Source organism: Luteolibacter sp. LG18, assembly GCF_036322585.1.
Classification (GTDB): domain Bacteria; phylum Verrucomicrobiota; class Verrucomicrobiia; order Verrucomicrobiales; family Akkermansiaceae; genus Luteolibacter.
Genome location: NZ_AP024600.1, coordinates 1,005,989 through 1,024,090 on the forward strand (window position 1 = coordinate 1,005,989; position 18,102 = coordinate 1,024,090).

The following is an 18,102-nucleotide window of genomic DNA, read 5'->3' on the forward strand; positions in this document are numbered from 1 at the left end:
AATGCTTGTGCTACTTATCCTGCCAATACACGCGCGGGGCCACTCCACCCCAAAAGATCGGATCGAATAGATCCCTTCCTCCCGGCGCGATGCATCCGCCATCCGCGCCGAGACGATAGAGCACCACGCTGCCGTCCGCCCTCACCACCACCGCCTTTCCATCCCACACGGTGGGATCAAACCGATGCGTGCCGGGAATGAGAGGAGCCACGGCAAGCGGCCGCTTTTCATTACCGTCGAAGGAAGCCCCATCGACGTAGGCGAAACCGCACTCACCCCGCTTCAGCGCCTCCGCCTCGGTGGACATGTTTCCATCCGGCTTGCTCATCCCTTTGCCTTCGGCCTGGAAGATCCATTCGGAGTCGATCAAGCCCGCGGCGATGAGCTGGCGGAACACGTCGTTGGACGTATCGGTTTTGAGCTCCCAAGCGCTGTCGGCCCGCGCTTTCACCATCGCCGCTGTCGAGGCATCCGGATAGCGACCGTAGGTCTTCTTGAACTCTTCCAGCGCGAGCCAGATCTGGCGACCTCGCGACAGGGACTCTTCGCAATCCCAGGCCCGCGCGCGTCTCATGCGCTCAGGTATGGACACCAGGATAAGGATCACGAATGGCAACAACATCAACAACGAGCATCTGGCTGGATACCGTTGGTTCCGCCGCACCTCCTGCGGCGTGAAGCTGGATGGAGAAATCGTCAGCATGGCTCGGTCACGCGTTCCTGAAGGCATCCATCGGCGATCTCTTTCTCAACTGCCACCTCCCCCTGACAATGGCTACCACCAGAGCCATCACCACGATTCCGACCGCTCCTCCCACCCACCAATTCGCTGGAGTGTAGGGGGCCAAAGGTCGCGCTGGCAGATCCGCCCATTTCACATCCGGGGACAAACCTTTCCAATATGGCTGCGAGGGATCGAAGATGTCTTTCCCACCATCACGCACCGTGCCATCCGGATGAATGGCCATTGATACGGCCCTATTGTCGCCCCGAAGGATCACCGCTTTTCCTTCAAAGGGCACCGGATCGAACTTGAGCGTTCCCGGAATCAACGGCGCGACCACAAGCGGTCGAATGGACGGACCGCTCAAGGCACCCGATTTCAAGGCGACATAGGCAAACCCGCACTCCCCGCGGGCAAGTGTCTTTGCTTCGTTGGAGATCACGTTGTCCGGCTTCCGGGCTCCGTAAACTTTCGCGTAGAAGATCTCCTCGGAGGTCACGATCCCGGTGGCGATGAGCTGCCTGAACAACTCGTTCGAGGTTCCATCCTTGAGATCCCACGTCGTGCCGGTCGCGCTCTTCACGGCGGCAGCAGTCGCGGCATCGGGAAACCTTCCGTAGTCCGATTCGAAGTCGAACAATGCGAGCCCGATCTGCCGGGCGTTGCTCAACGCCTGCGTGCTGGCAGGCCTCTTGGTGCTTCTTAGCACGAAGGGTGCGCAGAGCCCGGCCAATAAGATCATCACCATCGACCCCACCCCCATCCAAACGATGGCTTTCATCCAGCTTCTCGAACGCCGCGCTTCGGGTCCGGCGGGAGGAGCTGGAATACCGGGCGGAGGTTGAGGCAGGATTTCCAGGTCCATTTGGAAAGTGTAATCCGGCTGGGCGGCCCACGGAAGAAGTGAACAGCCGTTCTCCTATTCTTCACTCCTCCTTCATGGACGAGCTCCGTGCCAGACGAGAGTTCCACCGCGTTGGATACCCGACATCAGCGGGATCGGATGGACGGCAGGCCTTTTTCGCCAGATGCCTGCCCCACATCGACAAGCCCGCGAACATGCCCACGATGAACGCCACCACCGCGCCGATCACACAGGCCGTGGCATGCCGCTGCCACCACGTGGCCCGAGGCAAGTCCGGCCATTTCACCACCGGTCCGCTTCCCTCCCAATAAGGCTGCGAGGGATCGAACAGGTCCTTGCCGTCGATGCGGACGACACCGTCGCGGCCGATGGGCACGGAGACCGCCGAGTTGTCCAAGCGCAGGATGACGGCCTGACCTTCGAAAGGCTCGGGATCGAACTTCATGGTACCGGGGATGAGCGGGGCGACGACCAGCGGACGGTTCGAATGCCCGGTGCTCGAGTTGGTGCCGCCAACGATGAAGGCGAATCCACACTCGCCCCGTGCAAGCGCTCCCGCACCAAGCCGATTGTCGGGCCTCACCGATCCGTGGCATTGCGCCTGGAAGATCTCCTCGCTGGAGAGGATGCCAGCCGCGATCAGTTGGCGGAACACCCCGTTCGAAGTCGGATCGTCGAGATCCAGCGTGGTGTGCGTCGTTTCCCGGAGAATGGCAGCGGTCCTCGCATCCGGGAATCCGCTGTAATCACTGTCGAAATCGAAGAGCGCCAGACCGATTTGACGGGCATTGCTGAGAGCCGAGACAATCGGAGGCCGATGGTGGGACCGCTTCACCATGGGGCTCAAAAGCCCCCCGAAGACGAGAAGAAGGATCGATCCAAGACCAAGCAAGACGATCCACTGCATCCGGGTCCGGGACGCCAACGCCGCCTCATTGAGAGGTGGTGTGGGAGCTCCGGGTGGAGGTTGCGGCAGCATTTCCGTTTCCATGGATTCCGGCAGCTTACGGCGGTTCCCATAGCCACGAAAGAAGCGATCGCCCCCTCTCGAATTCTTCACAGCGGCTTCACGGGAGATCTCGAAGGCACTTCAGTTCTCCCGCCATCGCGGTTCCGCAACCACCGCTTCCACACGAAAACCACGCCCAAGCCTGAGAACACCAAGCAGATGATCGCGAGCATCACCCGTTCAATCGGATCATCAGGTGGAGCTGATGGCAGAGGCGGCACCGGCAGGTCCGCCCACTTCACCTCCGGCGGCGTGCCGTTCCAATATGGTTGCGAGGGATCGAAGATGTCCTTTCCACCATCACGCACCGTTCCGTCCGGCTGGATGGTCCCGTTCATGGCGGTATTGTCGATCCGGAGGATCACCGCTTTCCCGTCGAAGGGCACCGGATCGAACTTGAGCGTTCCGGGAATCAACGGCGCGACCACGAGAGGCGGATTGGAGGGGCCGGTCACGGTGTTTGGCTTTGAGACGATATAGGCGAACCCGCATTCCCCCCGGGCGAGCGCGCCGGCCCCAAGCCGATTATCGGGTTTCACCGAGCCATGGCACTTCGTGTAGAAGATTTCTTCACTGGAAACGATGCCTGCCGCGATCAACTGGCGGAACACTCCATTCGAAGTCCCATCGCTCAAATCCAAAGTCGTGTGGGTGGCATCCCGGACGATGATGGCCGTATCCGGATTCGGGAAGCTGCTGTAGTCACTGTCAAAATCGAACAGCGCGAGCCCGATCTGGCGAGCATTGCTCATGGCTTGAGTGTAGGATCCACACCCTGAACAACGGGTGACGAACAGGGGCGCGACCAACAGGATGGCGATCGCCACCAGACCAACCACGACGATGCCTGCCATCCAGCGCTTGGAACGCATGGCCGCCTCTCCCGGCGGAGGCGCGGGAACTCCAGGTGGCGGCTGGGGCAACGTTTCCGAGTCCATGGATTCGGACAGGGTAACCCCATCCGGCGCGACATGGAAGAAGCGTCAGGCCATTCTCGAATTCTTCACGCCGCCTTCACGCGGCAGCGGGACGTCGCACACGCATTCCTGCTTGTGAGCATGCGAGGCTCATCGCCGGTGGATTCACCAACCACCGGCATGATCCGATTCATGCCCTTGCCTGATCGCGGAGCGTTCCCGCTCGCAAGGAATGCTTGCGCTACCTTTTCAGCCAGGCCTTGAAGGCCTCTTCATCGGCGGCCATCGGGATGGCGACCTTCTCGCGGTCGGCGAGGATGGCGAGGCGTTCGGGGATCTCGACGGCGTCCTTGCCCAGCTCCTCTTCCATCACGTCGAGGAACTTCGCCGGATGGGCGGTGCCGAGGGTGATGGTGGCGCAGCCGGGGTGCGCGGCGCGCCATTTCTGGGCGGCCAACCAGCCGACGGCGGCGTGCGGATCGAGATCGTAGCCGAGCGTGGACTTCACCGTGCGCATCGCGGCGCGGGTCTGCTCGTCGGTGAACGAGAAACCAGTGATCTTGCCGCGCATCGCGTCCCACGAGCCGCCGAAGAGGGCGTGCATGCGGGCGAAATTGGAAGGCGCGCCGACGTCCATCGCGTTCGAGATGGTGGCGACGCTCGGACGCGGCTGGTAATCGCCGCTCTTCAGATACTGTGGCACCACGTCGTTCGCGTTGGTGGCGGCGACGAAGTGCTCGACCGGCAGGCCGAGCTGCACGGCCAGCAGGCCGGCGGTGAGGTTGCCGAAGTTTCCGGACGGCACCACGAACACCGGCTTCACGCCCTCGGGCAGGGAACGGGCGGCCTCGAAGTAGTAGAAACTCTGCGGCACCAGGCGCGCGAGGTTGATCGAGTTCGCGGAGGTGAGGTTCAGCGATTCGGCCAGCCCGCGGTCGAGGAAGGCGGACTTCACCAGGCGCTGGCAGTCATCGAAGGTGCCGTCGATTTCCAGCGCGGTGATGTTGTCGCCGAGGGTGGTGAGCTGCTTTTCCTGGAGGCCGGAAACCTTGCCCTTCGGATAGAGGATGACCACGCGGGTGCCGGGCACACGGTGGAAGGCGGAGGCCACCGCGCCGCCGGTGTCACCGGAGGTGGCGACCAGCACGGTCAGCTCGCGGTTGTCACCGCGGACCAGCCACGCCATCAGGCGAGCCATGAAGCGCGCGCCGAAATCCTTGAAGGCAAGCGTGGGGCCGTGGAAGAGCTCGAGGATGTGGTCGCCGGGAGCGATGCCCACCACCGGAGCCTCGAAGGACAGCGTGCCCTCGACAATCTCCCGCAGCGCGGACGCCGGGACATCCTCGCCGAAGAAGGCCTCGGCGATGGCGAAACCGATCTCCTGGATGCTGAGGTGGCGCCAGATCTGCCAGAACTCCGCCGGCAGCACCGGCAGGGTCTCGGGCATGTAGAGACCGTTGTCCGCGGGCAGCGAGCGGAGGATCGCCTCCTTCAGGTCAACGGGAGCGATCTGGCGGTTGGTGGAGTGGTAGAGCACGTCGTCCTCGGGGGCTGGGGCTGCGTTACTGCGCGGGCGTTTCGGAGATCACGTGGACCCCGTGCGGGTTGATCTTCGAGATGTAGCACTGGTTGCCGAGCGGCACGGCCGAGAACACCTTCGAGATCGCGTCCACCACCTTGCGGGCGCTTTCCTTGCCCTCGCACAGCGCGAAGACGGACGGACCGGCACCGGAGATCGAGAACCCGAGGGCTCCCGCGCCCATGGCGGCGCGCTTCGCCTTGTAGAAATCCGGGATCAGCTTCTGGCGGCGCGGCTCGGCGATCACATCGTGGATCGAGCGGGCGATGAGACCGTAGTCCTCCTGAATCAGGCCGCAGAGCAGGCCGCCGAGGTTGCCGATCTGCTGGGTGGCGTTTTCCAGCGGGATTTCCTTCGGCAGGATCTCGCGAGCCACCTTGGTGAGAATCTCGATGTCCGGGTGGACCACGGCGGCCCACAGGTTCTTCGGCGGGGCGATCTGGGCGACGTCCAGCTCGTCGTTCGAGCGGATGAAAACGATGCCGCCGAGCAGGCAGGGACCGACGTTGTCGGCGTGCCACGCGCCGTCGGCGGAGGCTTCACCGGCCATCGCGAAGGGCAGGAGCTGCTTCTTGGAAAGGGGTTCGCCGATGAGCTTGTTCACGGCGTAGGCACCGGCCACGGCGGAGGCGGCGGAGGAACCCAGGCCGGAGCCGAAGGGCATCTTCTTGTGGATCTCCATCTCGATCCCGCGGTCGGTCATGCCGAGGTGCTTGAGCAGGTCGAGCGCGGCCACGCCGGCGGTGTTCTGGGCCGGGTTCTTCGGAAGCTTGCCGTTGTCCCCAGTAATCTTGGTGATGTGCAGGCCGGGTTTGTCACAGAAACGGACCACCACCTCGTCACCGGGGGCGTCGATGGCGAAGCCAAGGACGTCGTAGCCACAGGCGACGTTCGCCACCGTGGCGGGGGCGAAAACACGGATTTCATGGGAAGAGCTCATGAGCGCGCGGAGTGTGCACATCCCCCCCCCACCGGCCAACCCCGCAATTGACCTGTTTCTAGAACAAATGTTCAGGTTCCGCGGGAGGCCATTGCTCCTCTCTACGCCGGCGGAGGTAACACGGGTTTACCCTTGGTCCTAGGCAGGCGGCGGCGAGCAAACTGCTGCTGCCGCTGAGCCAGCGGGATTCCCTCGTAAATCGTTTCCACCAGATCCTTCACCCGTCTTGCGACGATACTCTTCGGATTCCATTGGTAGAGCCGAGTTCGCCCGACCTCCCGGGACACCAAAACTCCAACACGCTCGAATTTATCAAGCTGCCGCTGGACCGAAAGCAGCGAGATCTCCAGGTCAGACGACACCGCCCGACCATAGGTTTCCCCGTGGTGATAGAGGTGCAGCAATGCGGCCTCCGCCGCATCGCTTCCAAACAGGTCCCCCAGCACACCGCGCTTCATGACTTGAAAATAAAATCAAATGACTTATTTTTCAAGTCAAATGACTGAGCCCGATTGGAAAAGCTGCAACGAGGAAGACTTCTGGAGCTACATCGCTTGGCATCTTTCCAAAGCAGGTATCGAGTCGGTCTTGGTGGGAGGAGCGGTCGTCGCCATTTACTCCGAGGGGCTCTATCGATCCGGCGATGTGGATCTAGTCCTTGAAGGATGGCCCCTCAAACCGGTGGCGGAGGTTCTGGAGCCCCTTGGCTTCCGGCCAAGCGGAAGACACTGGTCCCACCCATCCTGCGCCCACCTTTATCTGGAGTTTCCTCCCGGCCCGGTCTCCCTGGGGGAGCAATACCCCGTGATACCCGCGGAACTGGAGAAGGAAGGCCAACGGCTGAAGCTACTCTCGCCAACCGATTGCGTGAAGGACCGGCTCGCCGCGTGGATTCATTGGAAGTCACGCTCCAGACTGGATCAAGCGGCCTTGGTCGCGAGCCGTCAGGATGGCGCTGTGGATTTCGAAGAAGTCCGCCGTTGGTGCGGCAAGGAGGGCGCTCCAACGGCCTACGACGATCTCCTGGCCGCAGTCCAAAACTTAGGCATGGAGTAATCGGGACTATCCGCCAATCGGACTTCAAACAAGCCGCCGGCAGGGACCGGCGGCTTCGAAAACGGGCGGAACGTTCAGCAGGTCCTACGGCGGCGTCCCAGCAACAACGCGGCACCACCGAGAGCCAGGAGGCTGCCGGACGGCTCCGGAACCGGCTCCGCCGGGACGGTCGCGTAGACGGACAGCAGTGAAAAGGGGTCGTGCACCGTCGAACCATCGACGTCGGACGGGTTGAGGTTGGTGAACTCGATCCCCTTGATGGCCAGAGGCCCGGTGTAGAGGTCGTTGATGTCGAAGGTTTGCCGGGCGACGTATTTCTTCGCTTGGGTATCGAGCACTTTCACGCCGCCGGCGTCGTCGAGAGTCAGCGTGTCGGTATACGAACCGTCCGACAGGAGGAGCCGGACATCGAATCCGGATCCCGCGGGATCCGGGAAGACCCGCAAGGTGGAGTTCACGATGATCTGCCCGGTGCCGTCGTCGAAGAAGGCGGTGCTCCAGGTCAACGTCAGGGTCTGGCCCTCGTCCAGCTCCACACCGCTCCAGCCGGTGGAGTTGGTCTGGTCGGTGACGGGATCGGGATTGCCCAGGTAGGTCGGAGGGGCGTCCAGCACCCCGTCCACCCAATAGGACGCTCCGGAGGCGGTGGAACAGGCAATCAAGGGCAGAACAGCGGCGGCGGCGCACGCCATGGCGGGTGTATGTTTCATGGGATCAAGGGATCTCCAGAGATGCTCTAACAAGAGAGGCGCATCTCATGGGGCAAGGTGTCAGCCACTCCGCTCTATCTGTTAGGTGCAATTGATCAATGGGAAACATGTGGTTGCATTATGCACTCACAATCAACACATTAAGTGGTTTTACGTAGCGAGCGGAAAGAGCCCCATCCAAGTGCAGTTGTTTCAAACAATCTAACAGATTCAAGGTCCGGCACATGCACCAAAGCGGTGTCATGACAACCTCGGGACGGCGACCCCGGACGACGATCTCCGTTTGACAAAAAAATTTCGCGCCACCTTCCCCAAGGGGCAATCGGAGCCCGGTTTGAGGACGGACCGCGCCCCCTCAAATGCGAAAGCCGCCGGTTCTCACCGACGGCTTTTGGTAATTCAACGGACCTCCCCGGACGGAGGCAAGGTGATCCTCTCTTCGGGGCCTGGCGCTCACCGCGTCACATCATAGACCACGATCTTCTTCGACAGCGGCTTGAGCACCTCGGCGACCTTCTTCTGGTGCAGCGGGTGGGTTTCGTAGGCCTGGAGGGCGGCGGCGGACTCGAAACGGGAGACCAGCGCGAAGTCGAAGGAATCGTCCACCACCGGGCGGTCGCTCTGCAGGGCGGTGCCCTTGTCGTAGAACTTCATGCCGGGAATGGCGCGGAGCTCATCGGCGGTGGCGCTGATGGCCTGCTTGTCGGCCGCATTGCCGGGCTTCTTCAGCCAGATCAGGACGACGTGGTCGACGGTGCCCGGAGCGGCCGGCGGGGCGAGCGGGCTGGTGGCGCAGGAGGCCAGGGCGAGGACGGGAACGAGAGCAAGGAGGGCTTTCATCGGGTGTTAGAGTAACCCGAAGAACCACTTGCGGGAGCGTTTTCTTTCATACGCCCCGTCACCGACGGAGAGAACCTCGACGTGGACGCGGGTGAGCCCCTTTTCGCGGAAGCCCAGCTTGCGGGCGGCGCGGGGCGAAACGTCCAACAGGCGGCCGGCGATGAACGGGCCGCGGTCGTTGATGCGGAGCTTCACCTTGCGGCCGTTCTCCAGGTTCGTGACCCGGACCATGCACGGCAGCGGCAGCGTCTTGTGGGCCCCGATCAGGTGCCAGGGCATCACTTTCTCGCCGAGCGAGGTGGTGCCGCGCTTCAAACCGAGGAAGGAGGACTCGTCGTACCAGGACGCGACGCCGCTTTCCTGATAGTTGAGCGCCTCCTGGACGCCCATCGGCTGGTAATACTCGCCGCGGGTGGTGTAACCGCGGGTCTGATAGCCACGGTAACCGCCGGGGTAGGCGCAGGACGGGAAACAAAGGGCCGCCAGCGCCAGAAGGAGGAAGAGGGGGGCAAGCCGCCATCCCGTCCGCGGATCGGGACGGGAGGTGGAATCGGCTTGCCGGGAGGTGCTCACGCCTTGTCGCGTTCGCGGATGACCTGGAGGGTCGCGGCGACCTTCTCCTTCATTTCCTTGCCGGGCTTGAACTTGACCGCGGCACGGGCGGGGATCGGGACGTCCTTGTCCGGGTTCTTCGGGTTGCGGCCGATCTTGGCCTTCATCTCGCGCACCTGGAAGGCGCCGAAATTGCGCATGACGACGGTGTCTCCCTGGGCGAGGCATTCCGTGATCTCGTCGATGAGCGACTGGACGACGTCGAAGACGACCTGTTGGGTCACTTCGGTGCCGCGTTCGCCGAGTTGGTCCGTGATCTTGATGACGAGTTCGCGCTTGGTGATGGTGGCCATGGGTGTGTCAGGAAAGCTGCGGGGGGAGGACTACATGAGCGGGCCGGATTGTCCGCTAAAAAAAACCGGAAAAAATCATGCGGTTTCCGTGCCACCTTCCGCAGATTCATCTTCAGAAGCCGTTGACAATCCGAGAACGGCACCGGTAGTCCGGAAATGAAGCTTGGCCGCCTTGCCCAGGGCGGACTCGCCGCGGGCCGCCACCAGTTGCTTCCCGGCGGCGATCACGGCGGCGGACGCGCCGAGCGGCAGGGTCACCCCGCAGGCCTCGGAGGTCTTGTCCATCCAGGACACGAAACGCTCGCGGGCGAGGATCGAGGCGGCCGCCACGGCGATGTCGGATTCGCCCTTGGTCCGCTGGTCGAGCTGGATGGTGAGGCCCTTCTGTTTGAGGGCGCGCTGGAGCACCTGCGGCTGCGCGAACTGGTCGCTGAGCGCACGCGGGCAATCCGGGCGCTTCGCCAGCAGCAGCTCGATCACGCGCGCGTGGCCCCACGCCAGCAGGCGGTTGAGATTCCCGAACGAGGCGTGCATCTCGTTGTATTTCTCCGGCCCGATGGCCACGACCTCGGACTGGCAGCCGGGGGTGTTGCGGATGACCTCCGCCAGCTTGCGGATCTTGGCGGCGCTGGAAATACGTTTCGAGTCCATGATGCCGGCCTCCATCAGCTTCCGCACCACGCTGCCATCGGTGTAGACGCCGGCGATCACCAGCGGCCCGAAGAAGTCGCCCTTCCCGCTTTCATCGATGCCGAAGTGCGGCTGGAACATCTCGGGATCGTTCACCTCCTCGTAGCCGAGCTTCGCCTCGCCGAGCACCTCCGGCTCCAGCGTGAAGCTGATGAAGTCCTCGGTGTCCTTGCCCTGCACCAGCACCTTCGGCCCCTTTTCATAGACAGTGACGTTCAGCTTCCCCTTCCGTGCGGAGTAGAGGGCGTACTGCTTCGGTTCGAAATCGAAGCCCTGACGCTCCAGCACCTCGCGCAGGGTCTTCGCCTGGGCGGCGGTGAGCGGGGCGGTGAACGAGGTGAGTGCCATGGCGGGAGTGTGCCTGTTGGAAATCGGAAACCGAAACCCGAAAACGACATCGAAATCCGGAATTTCCGCGCCATGGTCGCCGCGTGCTGAAGCCCCGTGCCACCCATGACCCGCTGCAGGAACCGCAGGCGTTCCGCGACGCGCTGGCGGAGTGGTTCGGGAAGAATGGCAAGGACTACCCGTGGCGCCGCACCACCGATCCATGGGCGATCCTGATCTCGGAGGTGATGCTCCAACAGACGCAGATCGCCACCGTGCTCGGCCGCGGTTACTACACCCGGTTCCTCGCGCTGTTTCCCACCCCGCAGGCACTGGCGGTGGCGGAGGACGAGCCGCTGCTCAAGGCGTGGGAGGGCCTCGGCTACTACCGCCGGGCCCGGATGCTGCGGGAAACGGCGCGGGCGGTCACCGCGGCGGGCGGTTTCCCGGCCGAACTGGACGCGCTCCAGAAGCTGCCCGGCATCGGCCGCTACACCGCCAACGCCCTGCGAGCCTTCGCCCACGACCAGCCCGCGGCGGTGGTGGATGGCAATGTCGCCCGCGTGCTGTCGCGGCTGGTGGATTACCACGGCACCGTCGATTCCCCGGCCGGCCTGAAACACCTGTGGGAGCTGGCCGACCAACTCGCCGACCCGACCCGCCCGCGCATTTACAACTCCGCGATCATGGAGCTGGGGCAGACCCACTGCCGCCCCGGCGTGCCCGATTGCCTCGCCTGCCCGGTGGCCTCCTTCTGCAAGACCCTTGAACCTGCCGCGCTGCCGGTGAAGACCGCCAAGCCGAAGACCGAGCGCGTCCACACCCACGTGCTGTGGGCCCGCGACCGTGAGGGCCGCATCCTCCTCCACCAGGAGCAGGGCAAGCGCCGCCAGGGCCTGTGGAAACTCCCCGAACGCACGCCGGAGGAGACCGCCGTGCTGCCGGAAATCGCCACCCGCACCTACGGCATCACCCGTTTCCATGTGACAATGCACATCCACGGCACCGGCCCGGTGCCCGCGCGCGAGGGCGAATCCTGGCACGCGGAGGAGGCGATCGCCGCCCTGGCAATGCCCTCGCCCTATCGCAAGGCCGCGGAAGCCTTGCTGGGCGGAGATTGAACTTTGCTCCCTAACACGAAATCCCGGTGACTCCGGTGCGGAACCGTGTATCACTGTTCCGGGATGCAGCAATCGCTCAAGTGGCTCATGACCGCCGTGATCGGCGCGGTGTCGTTGCAGGCCTGTTCGGCTCCGCCGCCTGATCCCACGATCCCCGGTCCCGCCGCCCGCCACGCCGCGTCCCAGCGCCTCACCGCGGTGGTGGTGACGAACCGGGCCGTGCTCTCCGGCTCGGCAGGCAGCCGCTTCAAGCTGGTGAATTCCCCGGGCGACACCGATGGCGGCTCCGCCACCCCGATCACCGCCGACGGCTACTTCCTCACCGCCGATCACGTGCTGGCCCAGTCCGCGGGCCGGAAGGTGTTCGTGGTCTATCGCAACGGCGGCAACGTCCGCTACGCCAAGGCCCGGATCGTGTGGCGTTCCTACGGCGCGGACGTGGCCGTGCTCCACGCGCCGATGCCCACTCCCTTCCACTACCAGTGGACCGCTCCGGACCACTGGCTGCCGGTCGGCACGCCGGTGATCCACGCGGGCATCGCCACCGGCTTCCGCACCTCGCCGGGGAAACTCTCCACCGAGATCCCGCCGGAAAGCCCCTTCACCGGCAACCGCAAGTTCAAGATCGACATGCCTCTCCAGCCCGGCGACAGCGGCGGCCCGGTGCTGGACTCCCACGGCGACTTGGTGGGCATCAACTCGGCGGTGGAGTATCTGGTGCCGATGGAGACCGCATTCTTCATTGATTCCGAGTGCAGCCGGCCGAATGTTCATGCCATCGCGGCCATCATCGAACGCGACCGCCGGACGCCGCGCGCGAAAGGCCGCTGACCACCCTATGAATCCTCTCCGACTGCTCGCCGTCCTCGCCATTGCCAGCTTCACCGGCTGCTCGCCGGTGTCGAATGCATGGGTGGCGGGGTGGACCGCCAACGAGGCGAACGACCGCATCATGCTGGTGCGCGCGGAGCCGCCGAGCTTCGGCATGGAGCGGCTGATGGGGCACGCGAGGTTGTTCCCGGACGTCGCCCTGTTCGTGTCGAAAAAAGGCCTGCCGGATTTCATCGCCGAGATGTCCAACAAGGACCGGCATTACCTGATCCTCTACTACCTCGAATCCAAGCAAGCCTTCGCCTGCCGGACCAACATCGAGAACCGCCACGAGGTCGAGTTCGCGGGACCCTATCCGATCACGCCGAAGGAATACCGGACGCTGGCGGGCTTCCGCAGGAAGTCGCAGTTGGTGAACGCCACGCGCGTGACCGATCCGCGGTTATGATCCAAGGAGTGGCGGATTTCGATCCGCCATGGATCGTAGCTGAAAGCTCTGCTTTCAGAATGTCTCCGCCAGCTCCAGTTGGCGGTGGCGGACAGACCAAGCGATCCCCCCGGAAGAGGGAAAGCTGGAGCTTCCCCCTACATTCCGAAAGCGGAGCTTTCGGCTACAAAAAAGGGCGGATGGTTTCCCATCCGCCCTTGGTCATTCGGTGATTCGGTATTCGAAGCGCCAGCCGTGATCAGCCACCCACCGCCTTGAGGGTGGAGAGATACTCGATCAGCGAGGTGAAGTCCTCCACGGTCAGATCGGCGGCGAGGCCCGGGGGCATCATCGACTCGGTCATGTGCTTCTCATCCTTGACGTCGTCGCGCTTGAGCTTGGTGACCTGACCGGTGATGTCGCGCATCTCGATGACGCCGTCGGCCTCACCGGTGACGAAGCCCATCTTCGGCGTGCCGTCCTTCATCGTGAACATCGTGGTCTGGAAGCCCTGGGCCACCACCTTGCTCGGCTCCAGCACGGAGTCGATGAGGTAGTCGCGCGTGAACTTCGCGCCAGCAGCACCGAGATACGGGCCCTTCTGCTCGGCGTTCGGGTCGATGCTGTGGCAGGCGATGCAGCCGCGGGAGGTGAAGAGCGCCTTGCCGGCGTTGACATCGCCCTTGCCGGTCATGGCGGCCTTCAGCACCTGGTCGTAGGGCAGCCCGGCAACCTTCTTGCCCGTGGAGTGGGCGGAGGAACCGGCGGCTTCCTTCGCGGCCTTGGCGGCGGCGATGGTCAGCTCGTTGTCGCTGTGGTTGATACCCGCGTCGATCTGCTTGTCGAAGCCCGGGAGCTTGAGGTCCTTCAGCGCGAGGAAGAAGCCCACTTCGCGCGGGTTCTCATCCACGAACTTCTTCACCTCCGCCTTCGGACCGGCCTTGGCCAGCGGGCTGTTCATCACGGTCAGCATGGCCTTCCAGGCGATGCGGCTGGCGGCGTCGCTCTGCTTGGCGGCGAGGTCACGGAGCTTCGGAATTTCCAAGCCGCGCTGCGACTCATTGACGAAGTCGGCTTCGAGCTGGGACGCGGCGGCCGGAACCGGATTCTCCGCGGTCCAGGTGGAGAGCACGGCGAGGCGCAGCGTGCTGACCTGGTCGGCCGGGGCGCGCATCAGGGCCTGGTAGGCACCGGAGCGCTGGTCCCACGGGCGCTTGGCGTCCTTGGCGGCGGCCAGCAGGATCTGGACCTGCGAAGCGTCCGGATTGGTGGAGCCGAGGGCAACCACCAGCGGGTCGAGACCACCGAGCTTCAGGTCGCTGACCTGGATGCGGTTGGTGGCGAGGGTTTCGACGAAGGCCTGGCTGTCGGTCGGGGCGACCTTGGAGAAATTCCGCTCGATGGCCTGCTTGACCTTCGGCGTCGCCGCCCAGGTCACCGGCTCGAAATACGGGCCGCGATCATCCGGGCGGGTGTTCCACCAGGACTTCAGGTCCCAGGGCTTCTCCTCGTTGTAGAGGCGGGCCAGGGCACCGAGCACGCCTTTCACCACGGCCGGATCCTTCGAACCGTCCGCGATCTTGATCAGGCCATCCACCGATTCATCGGTATGCATTTCCTGAAGCGCGCGCAGGGCGATCGGACGCATGGCCGGGGAGGCCACGGCGGTGAGGCAGGCCTTGGCATTGCCGATCTGCACCAGCGCCTTCACGGCGGTGTGGGGCAGGCGGTAGTGGGCGCCTTCCTCCAGCTTCGACTCATCGGTCGGCCAGGTGCCGGCGGCGGTGAGGATCGCCGGGGCGGCGTCCTTCGCCTTGAGGCGGGCGAGACCGATGAGCGCCTGCAGGCGGACACGGGCGTTCGGATCCTTGAGACCCTCGATGTAAGGCTGGACGGGCACGCCTTCCAGCTCACCGAGGCGGTCGGTCATGGCACGCAGGGCGAACTCCCGCACGGCCGCATCGGCGACCAGCTCGGAGAGCGACTTGGTGCTGCCCTTGCCGTAGAGCTGCTTGAATGTGAAGATCGCGGCCACGCGGGCGTAGACCGGCTGCTTGGCGTCCTTGGCGATGCCGAAGACCCCTTCGGCGAAGACAGGCTTCTGGCCGCGCTTGATGATCTCGCGCTGGGCTTCCAGGCGCTGGACGGCGCTGCGGGAACCCACGAGGGCCGGCAGATCGGCGTCCTTGGCCTTGGTCACGTCGACATACTGGGCCGGCTTCTCACCCGGGCAGACCGCCTGGTGGATCATGCCGACTTCCTTGTTGTTGAAATCGAAGCCGCCGTTGCGCCAGTCCACCATGTAGAGGCGGGACGAGCCGTCGACGTCGATGTCGATGGCGTGCGGGTACTTCTCGAAAACCTCCTGCTTGGCGACGAACGAAGCCTCGAAGGGCTTCATCGGGTGGCGGAAAATCCCGCCGACGGTCCAGTCACAGGTGAACACGGAATCGCCGAAATCCTTCGGGAAACCCGGCTCGTGGAGGTAGAGGGCACCGGTGCCGGAACCGCCGCCGTAGTCGGCCAGCGGCTTGATCGCCTCATCGGCGAACTTCTGGTAAAGGCGCGGGTAGCCGTGGTCGCCCAGCTCGGTGAAGTGGTGGAAACGGGTGTTCCAGCCCTTGCCGTCGTTGGTGTTGTCCCGGGAGAACATGTCCAGGTACGGCGAGATGGCGACGTCACAGATGTTGCGGGTCATCACCGCGTAGGGCTCGATTTCGGAGCCATCCGGACGGACGCGGACCACGCCGCCGCCATTGAGGATCATGTGCTTGCCATCGGCACCGACCGCGTCGGGCATGCCGAAGTCGCCGACCGCCACGTAGAGCCAGCCGTCGATGCCCATGCGGACGCCATTGGTGGTGTGGTCGGCACCGCGCGGGTGCTCGATGCCCCAGCCGAAGCCCTTCACGAGCTGCTTCTCCTCATCGGCCACGCCGTCACCATTGGTGTCGCGGTAGCTGGTGAGGTACGGCGGGTGGATCAAATACAGGGTGCCATTGACGAAATGACCGCCACGGGGGCTGTTCACATCCGGCACGAAGTCCTGGAACTTGTCAGCCTTGCCGTCGCCATCGGTGTCGGTGGCGCGGACGATCTTGCCGAATTTCGGCTTGTGACCGAGCGAGCCATTCTTGTCCGAGGAGATGTAGACATCTCCGTTGGCAGCGGCGGTGGCGGCGGTCGGATACTCGACCTGGGGTGGTCCGGCGAAATCCCGGACGATGAATCCCTCCGGAACGGCCATGGCCGCGGGCGCGGAGAGGGTTAGCAATAGAGCAGAAGCATGCCTCATGAGGAATGCCGATACGCGATAAAATCGCCGATTTCTCAAACAAAAAGGCGCGGGAGGCTTGCGAGCTGGTCCGGAGATCGCCAAACCCCGCGTGTGCATCAGGCATTCATCCTCGGCGCCGGACTGGGCACCCGCCTGCGTCCGCTGACCACGCGGCTGCCCAAGCCGCTGATCCCGCTTTTCCACAAGTCGCTGGCGGAGCGCGCCTTGGACACCTGCGAAGCGGTCGGCATCCGCCGTTTCGCGATCAACACCCACCACCTGCCGGAATTGTGGCGGGACGAGACCTTCGGCATCCCGAACGGAGCCTGGACCCACCCTGGGCTGGAGGGGGGGAACGGCCTGCTGGCGGAGTTCGGCCACTGGCACGACCGCCCGGTCCACCTGTTCCAGGAGCCGGACCTGCTCGAAACCGGCGGTGGGCTGAAAAACCTGCACCACTGGATCGAGGACGGCCCGCTCCTGATCCACAACGGCGACATTTTCACCACCATGCCGCTCCAGCGGCTGGTCGACGAGCACCGGGCCTCCGGCCTGCCGGTGACGCTGGCGCTGCGCTCCCACGGCGAGGCCCAGCACATCGCGCTGGATGAATCCGGCCGCCGGGTGACGGATATCCGCAAGATGCTCGGTCGCAGCGAGGGCTCCCACCTGTTCAGCGGGATCTACTGCGTGAACCGCGAATTCCTCGATTACCTGCCCGCCGGCGAAAAGGTCTCCGTGATCCCCGCCTTCCTGAAACTGGCGCAGGAGGGCCGCCTCGGCGCGGTGGTGCTGGACGAGGGCCACTGGATGGACCTCGGCGACCGGGTGAGCTACCTGCTGGCCCACCGCACGCTGCTCGACCTCGGCCCGCTGATCCATCCGGACGCGAAGGTCGATCCGCGCGCGATCGTCGAGCGCAGCGCGGTGGGGCCCGGCGCGGTCATCGAGGCCGGAGCCGTGGTCCGCGACTCGGTCGTCTGGCCGGGCGCGACGATCCTGGGCGACGCCGCCATCGACGGCTGCATCGTTTACTCCGACCGGCCGGTGAGCGGTCCGCACGCGGACGCGGATTTGTGAAATCCTCCGGTTTCCCGGCCCGGAAAGTGCGGTATGTTAGAACCGCATGGTCGAATCGCTGCTGCTCGCCGTCACCAAGGTCACCACGGCCAATTCCCTGGGCCCGCTGACCAACGCCACCGGCTTCTTCTACGAAACCGGTGGCCGCCTGTTTCTCGTCACCAACCGCCACGTGGTGGTCGATGAGGTTTCCGGCCATGTGCCCGAACATCTGGAGATCGAACTCCACATCGACCCGGACAATGTCGCGGCGGTCACCGGCTACGTGATCCCGCTCTACATCGATGGCGTCCCGCAGTGGCGGGAAACCGCGGATACCGCCGGACCGATCGACGTCGTCGTGGTGGAGCTCGAACGGGACAAGCTGCCGGAAACCTTCGTTTACCTCGCATTCTCACCGCAATCACTGGTCAAGAACCTGGATCAGGTGGAAATCGGCACCGCCGCGATGGTGGCGGGTTTCCCGCTCGGTTTCCACGACACCTTCCACCATCTGCCGATCGCCCGGCGGGCGATGATCGCCTCGTCCTTCGGCATCCGGTTCCAGGGCAACGGCTACTTCCTCACCGACGCGCGGATGCACCGCGGCACCAGCGGCGCTCCGGTGGTGCTGAAAAAGCCGGGCCGCACCTCCGGCCGCAAGGGGCTGCCGTGGTGGCTGCTCGGTATCCACGCCGCGCGGCTGGACGTGACCAACCGCGACGTCCACGAAGATGAACGGCTCAACTTGAACTGCGCCTGGTACGCCGATGTCTTGCCTCAACTCACGGCGGACACGGGCGATACCGACACATAAGCCTGAGC

The 18,102-nt window shown here is 64.3% G+C and carries 19 protein-coding genes; 6 read left to right on the forward strand and 13 right to left on the reverse strand.

Features of this window, described 5'->3' with window-relative positions; translation table 11 throughout:
- Positions 1-10: 10 nt before the first annotated feature.
- The 7 genes from llg_RS04245 to llg_RS04275 all read right to left on the reverse strand — a co-directional run bounded on the left by llg_RS04245 (position 11) and on the right by llg_RS04275 (position 6,492).
- Positions 11-574: a hypothetical protein gene (locus llg_RS04245; protein ID WP_338288287.1), complete on the reverse strand. Its 564-nt coding sequence runs from the start codon at positions 572-574 to the stop codon at positions 11-13.
- 136 nt (positions 575-710) lie between these two features.
- Positions 711-1,505 carry a hypothetical protein gene (locus tag llg_RS04250; protein WP_338288288.1) on the reverse strand — a complete coding sequence of 265 codons (795 nt, stop codon included), beginning with the start codon at positions 1,503-1,505 and terminating at the stop codon, positions 711-713.
- A gap of 145 nt (positions 1,506-1,650) precedes the next feature.
- Complete coding sequence (locus tag llg_RS04255) at positions 1,651-2,427, reverse strand: hypothetical protein (protein WP_338288289.1); 777 nt, start codon at positions 2,425-2,427, stop codon at positions 1,651-1,653.
- Positions 2,428-2,645: 218 nt separating this feature from the next.
- Positions 2,646-3,470 (reverse strand): hypothetical protein, encoded by an 825-nt coding sequence (locus tag llg_RS04260; RefSeq protein WP_338288290.1) that lies wholly within the window; start codon positions 3,468-3,470, stop codon positions 2,646-2,648.
- A gap of 286 nt (positions 3,471-3,756) precedes the next feature.
- Positions 3,757-5,052: a threonine synthase gene (gene thrC / locus llg_RS04265; protein WP_338288291.1), complete on the reverse strand. Its 1,296-nt coding sequence runs from the start codon at positions 5,050-5,052 to the stop codon at positions 3,757-3,759.
- Positions 5,053-5,077: 25 nt separating this feature from the next.
- Positions 5,078-6,034, reverse strand: coding sequence for a homoserine kinase (locus llg_RS04270; RefSeq protein WP_338288292.1), 957 nt, complete (start codon positions 6,032-6,034; stop codon positions 5,078-5,080).
- Between the two features lie 101 nt (positions 6,035-6,135).
- Positions 6,136-6,492 (reverse strand): hypothetical protein, encoded by a 357-nt coding sequence (locus llg_RS04275; protein ID WP_338288293.1) that lies wholly within the window; start codon positions 6,490-6,492, stop codon positions 6,136-6,138.
- A 40-nt stretch (positions 6,493-6,532) separates the two neighbouring features.
- Here llg_RS04275 and llg_RS04280 point away from each other — a divergent pair, with 40 nt between their 5' ends.
- Positions 6,533-7,090, forward strand: a complete 558-nt coding sequence (locus tag llg_RS04280; RefSeq protein WP_338288294.1) for a hypothetical protein — start codon at positions 6,533-6,535, stop codon at positions 7,088-7,090.
- A 74-nt stretch (positions 7,091-7,164) separates the two neighbouring features.
- Here llg_RS04280 and llg_RS04285 read toward each other — a convergent pair whose 3' ends face one another.
- The 5 genes from llg_RS04285 to rnhC form a co-directional block, all read right to left on the reverse strand.
- On the reverse strand, positions 7,165-7,800 hold the full coding sequence (locus llg_RS04285) for a hypothetical protein (RefSeq protein WP_338288295.1): 636 nt from the start codon (positions 7,798-7,800) through the stop codon (positions 7,165-7,167).
- A gap of 453 nt (positions 7,801-8,253) precedes the next feature.
- On the reverse strand, positions 8,254-8,640 hold the full coding sequence (locus llg_RS04290; RefSeq protein WP_338288296.1) for a Dabb family protein: 387 nt from the start codon (positions 8,638-8,640) through the stop codon (positions 8,254-8,256).
- Between the two features lie 6 nt (positions 8,641-8,646).
- Positions 8,647-9,213 (reverse strand): septal ring lytic transglycosylase RlpA family protein, encoded by a 567-nt coding sequence (locus llg_RS04295; protein WP_338288297.1) that lies wholly within the window; start codon positions 9,211-9,213, stop codon positions 8,647-8,649.
- Positions 9,210-9,545 (reverse strand): HU family DNA-binding protein, encoded by a 336-nt coding sequence (locus llg_RS04300; RefSeq protein WP_338288298.1) that lies wholly within the window; start codon positions 9,543-9,545, stop codon positions 9,210-9,212. Before llg_RS04300 ends, llg_RS04295 begins: the two co-directional genes overlap by 4 nt.
- Positions 9,546-9,620: 75 nt before the next feature.
- Positions 9,621-10,583 carry a ribonuclease HIII gene (gene rnhC, locus llg_RS04305; RefSeq protein ID WP_338288299.1) on the reverse strand — a complete coding sequence of 321 codons (963 nt, stop codon included), beginning with the start codon at positions 10,581-10,583 and terminating at the stop codon, positions 9,621-9,623.
- A gap of 83 nt (positions 10,584-10,666) precedes the next feature.
- On the opposite strand from rnhC, the gene llg_RS04310 reads away from it, so the two are divergent.
- From llg_RS04310 to llg_RS04320, 3 genes are all read left to right on the forward strand, one after another.
- Positions 10,667-11,683: a hypothetical protein gene (locus llg_RS04310; RefSeq protein ID WP_338288300.1), complete on the forward strand. Its 1,017-nt coding sequence runs from the start codon at positions 10,667-10,669 to the stop codon at positions 11,681-11,683.
- 63 nt (positions 11,684-11,746) lie between these two features.
- On the forward strand, positions 11,747-12,514 hold the full coding sequence (locus llg_RS04315; protein ID WP_338288301.1) for a serine protease: 768 nt from the start codon (positions 11,747-11,749) through the stop codon (positions 12,512-12,514).
- 7 nt (positions 12,515-12,521) lie between these two features.
- The gene (locus llg_RS04320; protein ID WP_338288302.1) at positions 12,522-12,962 is read left to right on the forward strand and encodes a hypothetical protein; all 441 of its coding nucleotides are present in this window, start codon (positions 12,522-12,524) and stop codon (positions 12,960-12,962) included.
- 238 nt (positions 12,963-13,200) lie between these two features.
- Here llg_RS04320 and llg_RS04325 read toward each other — a convergent pair whose 3' ends face one another.
- Positions 13,201-16,188 carry a hypothetical protein gene (locus llg_RS04325; RefSeq protein WP_338288303.1) on the reverse strand — a complete coding sequence of 996 codons (2,988 nt, stop codon included), beginning with the start codon at positions 16,186-16,188 and terminating at the stop codon, positions 13,201-13,203.
- A gap of 141 nt (positions 16,189-16,329) precedes the next feature.
- Between llg_RS04325 and llg_RS04330 the strand changes: the two genes are divergently transcribed.
- Both llg_RS04330 and llg_RS04335 read left to right on the forward strand, forming a co-directional pair.
- The gene (locus tag llg_RS04330; RefSeq protein WP_338288304.1) at positions 16,330-17,298 is read left to right on the forward strand and encodes a sugar phosphate nucleotidyltransferase; all 969 of its coding nucleotides are present in this window, start codon (positions 16,330-16,332) and stop codon (positions 17,296-17,298) included.
- Between the two features lie 46 nt (positions 17,299-17,344).
- On the forward strand, positions 17,345-18,094 hold the full coding sequence (locus llg_RS04335; RefSeq protein ID WP_338288305.1) for a trypsin-like peptidase domain-containing protein: 750 nt from the start codon (positions 17,345-17,347) through the stop codon (positions 18,092-18,094).
- The last annotated feature ends 8 nt before the right edge of the window (positions 18,095-18,102 follow it).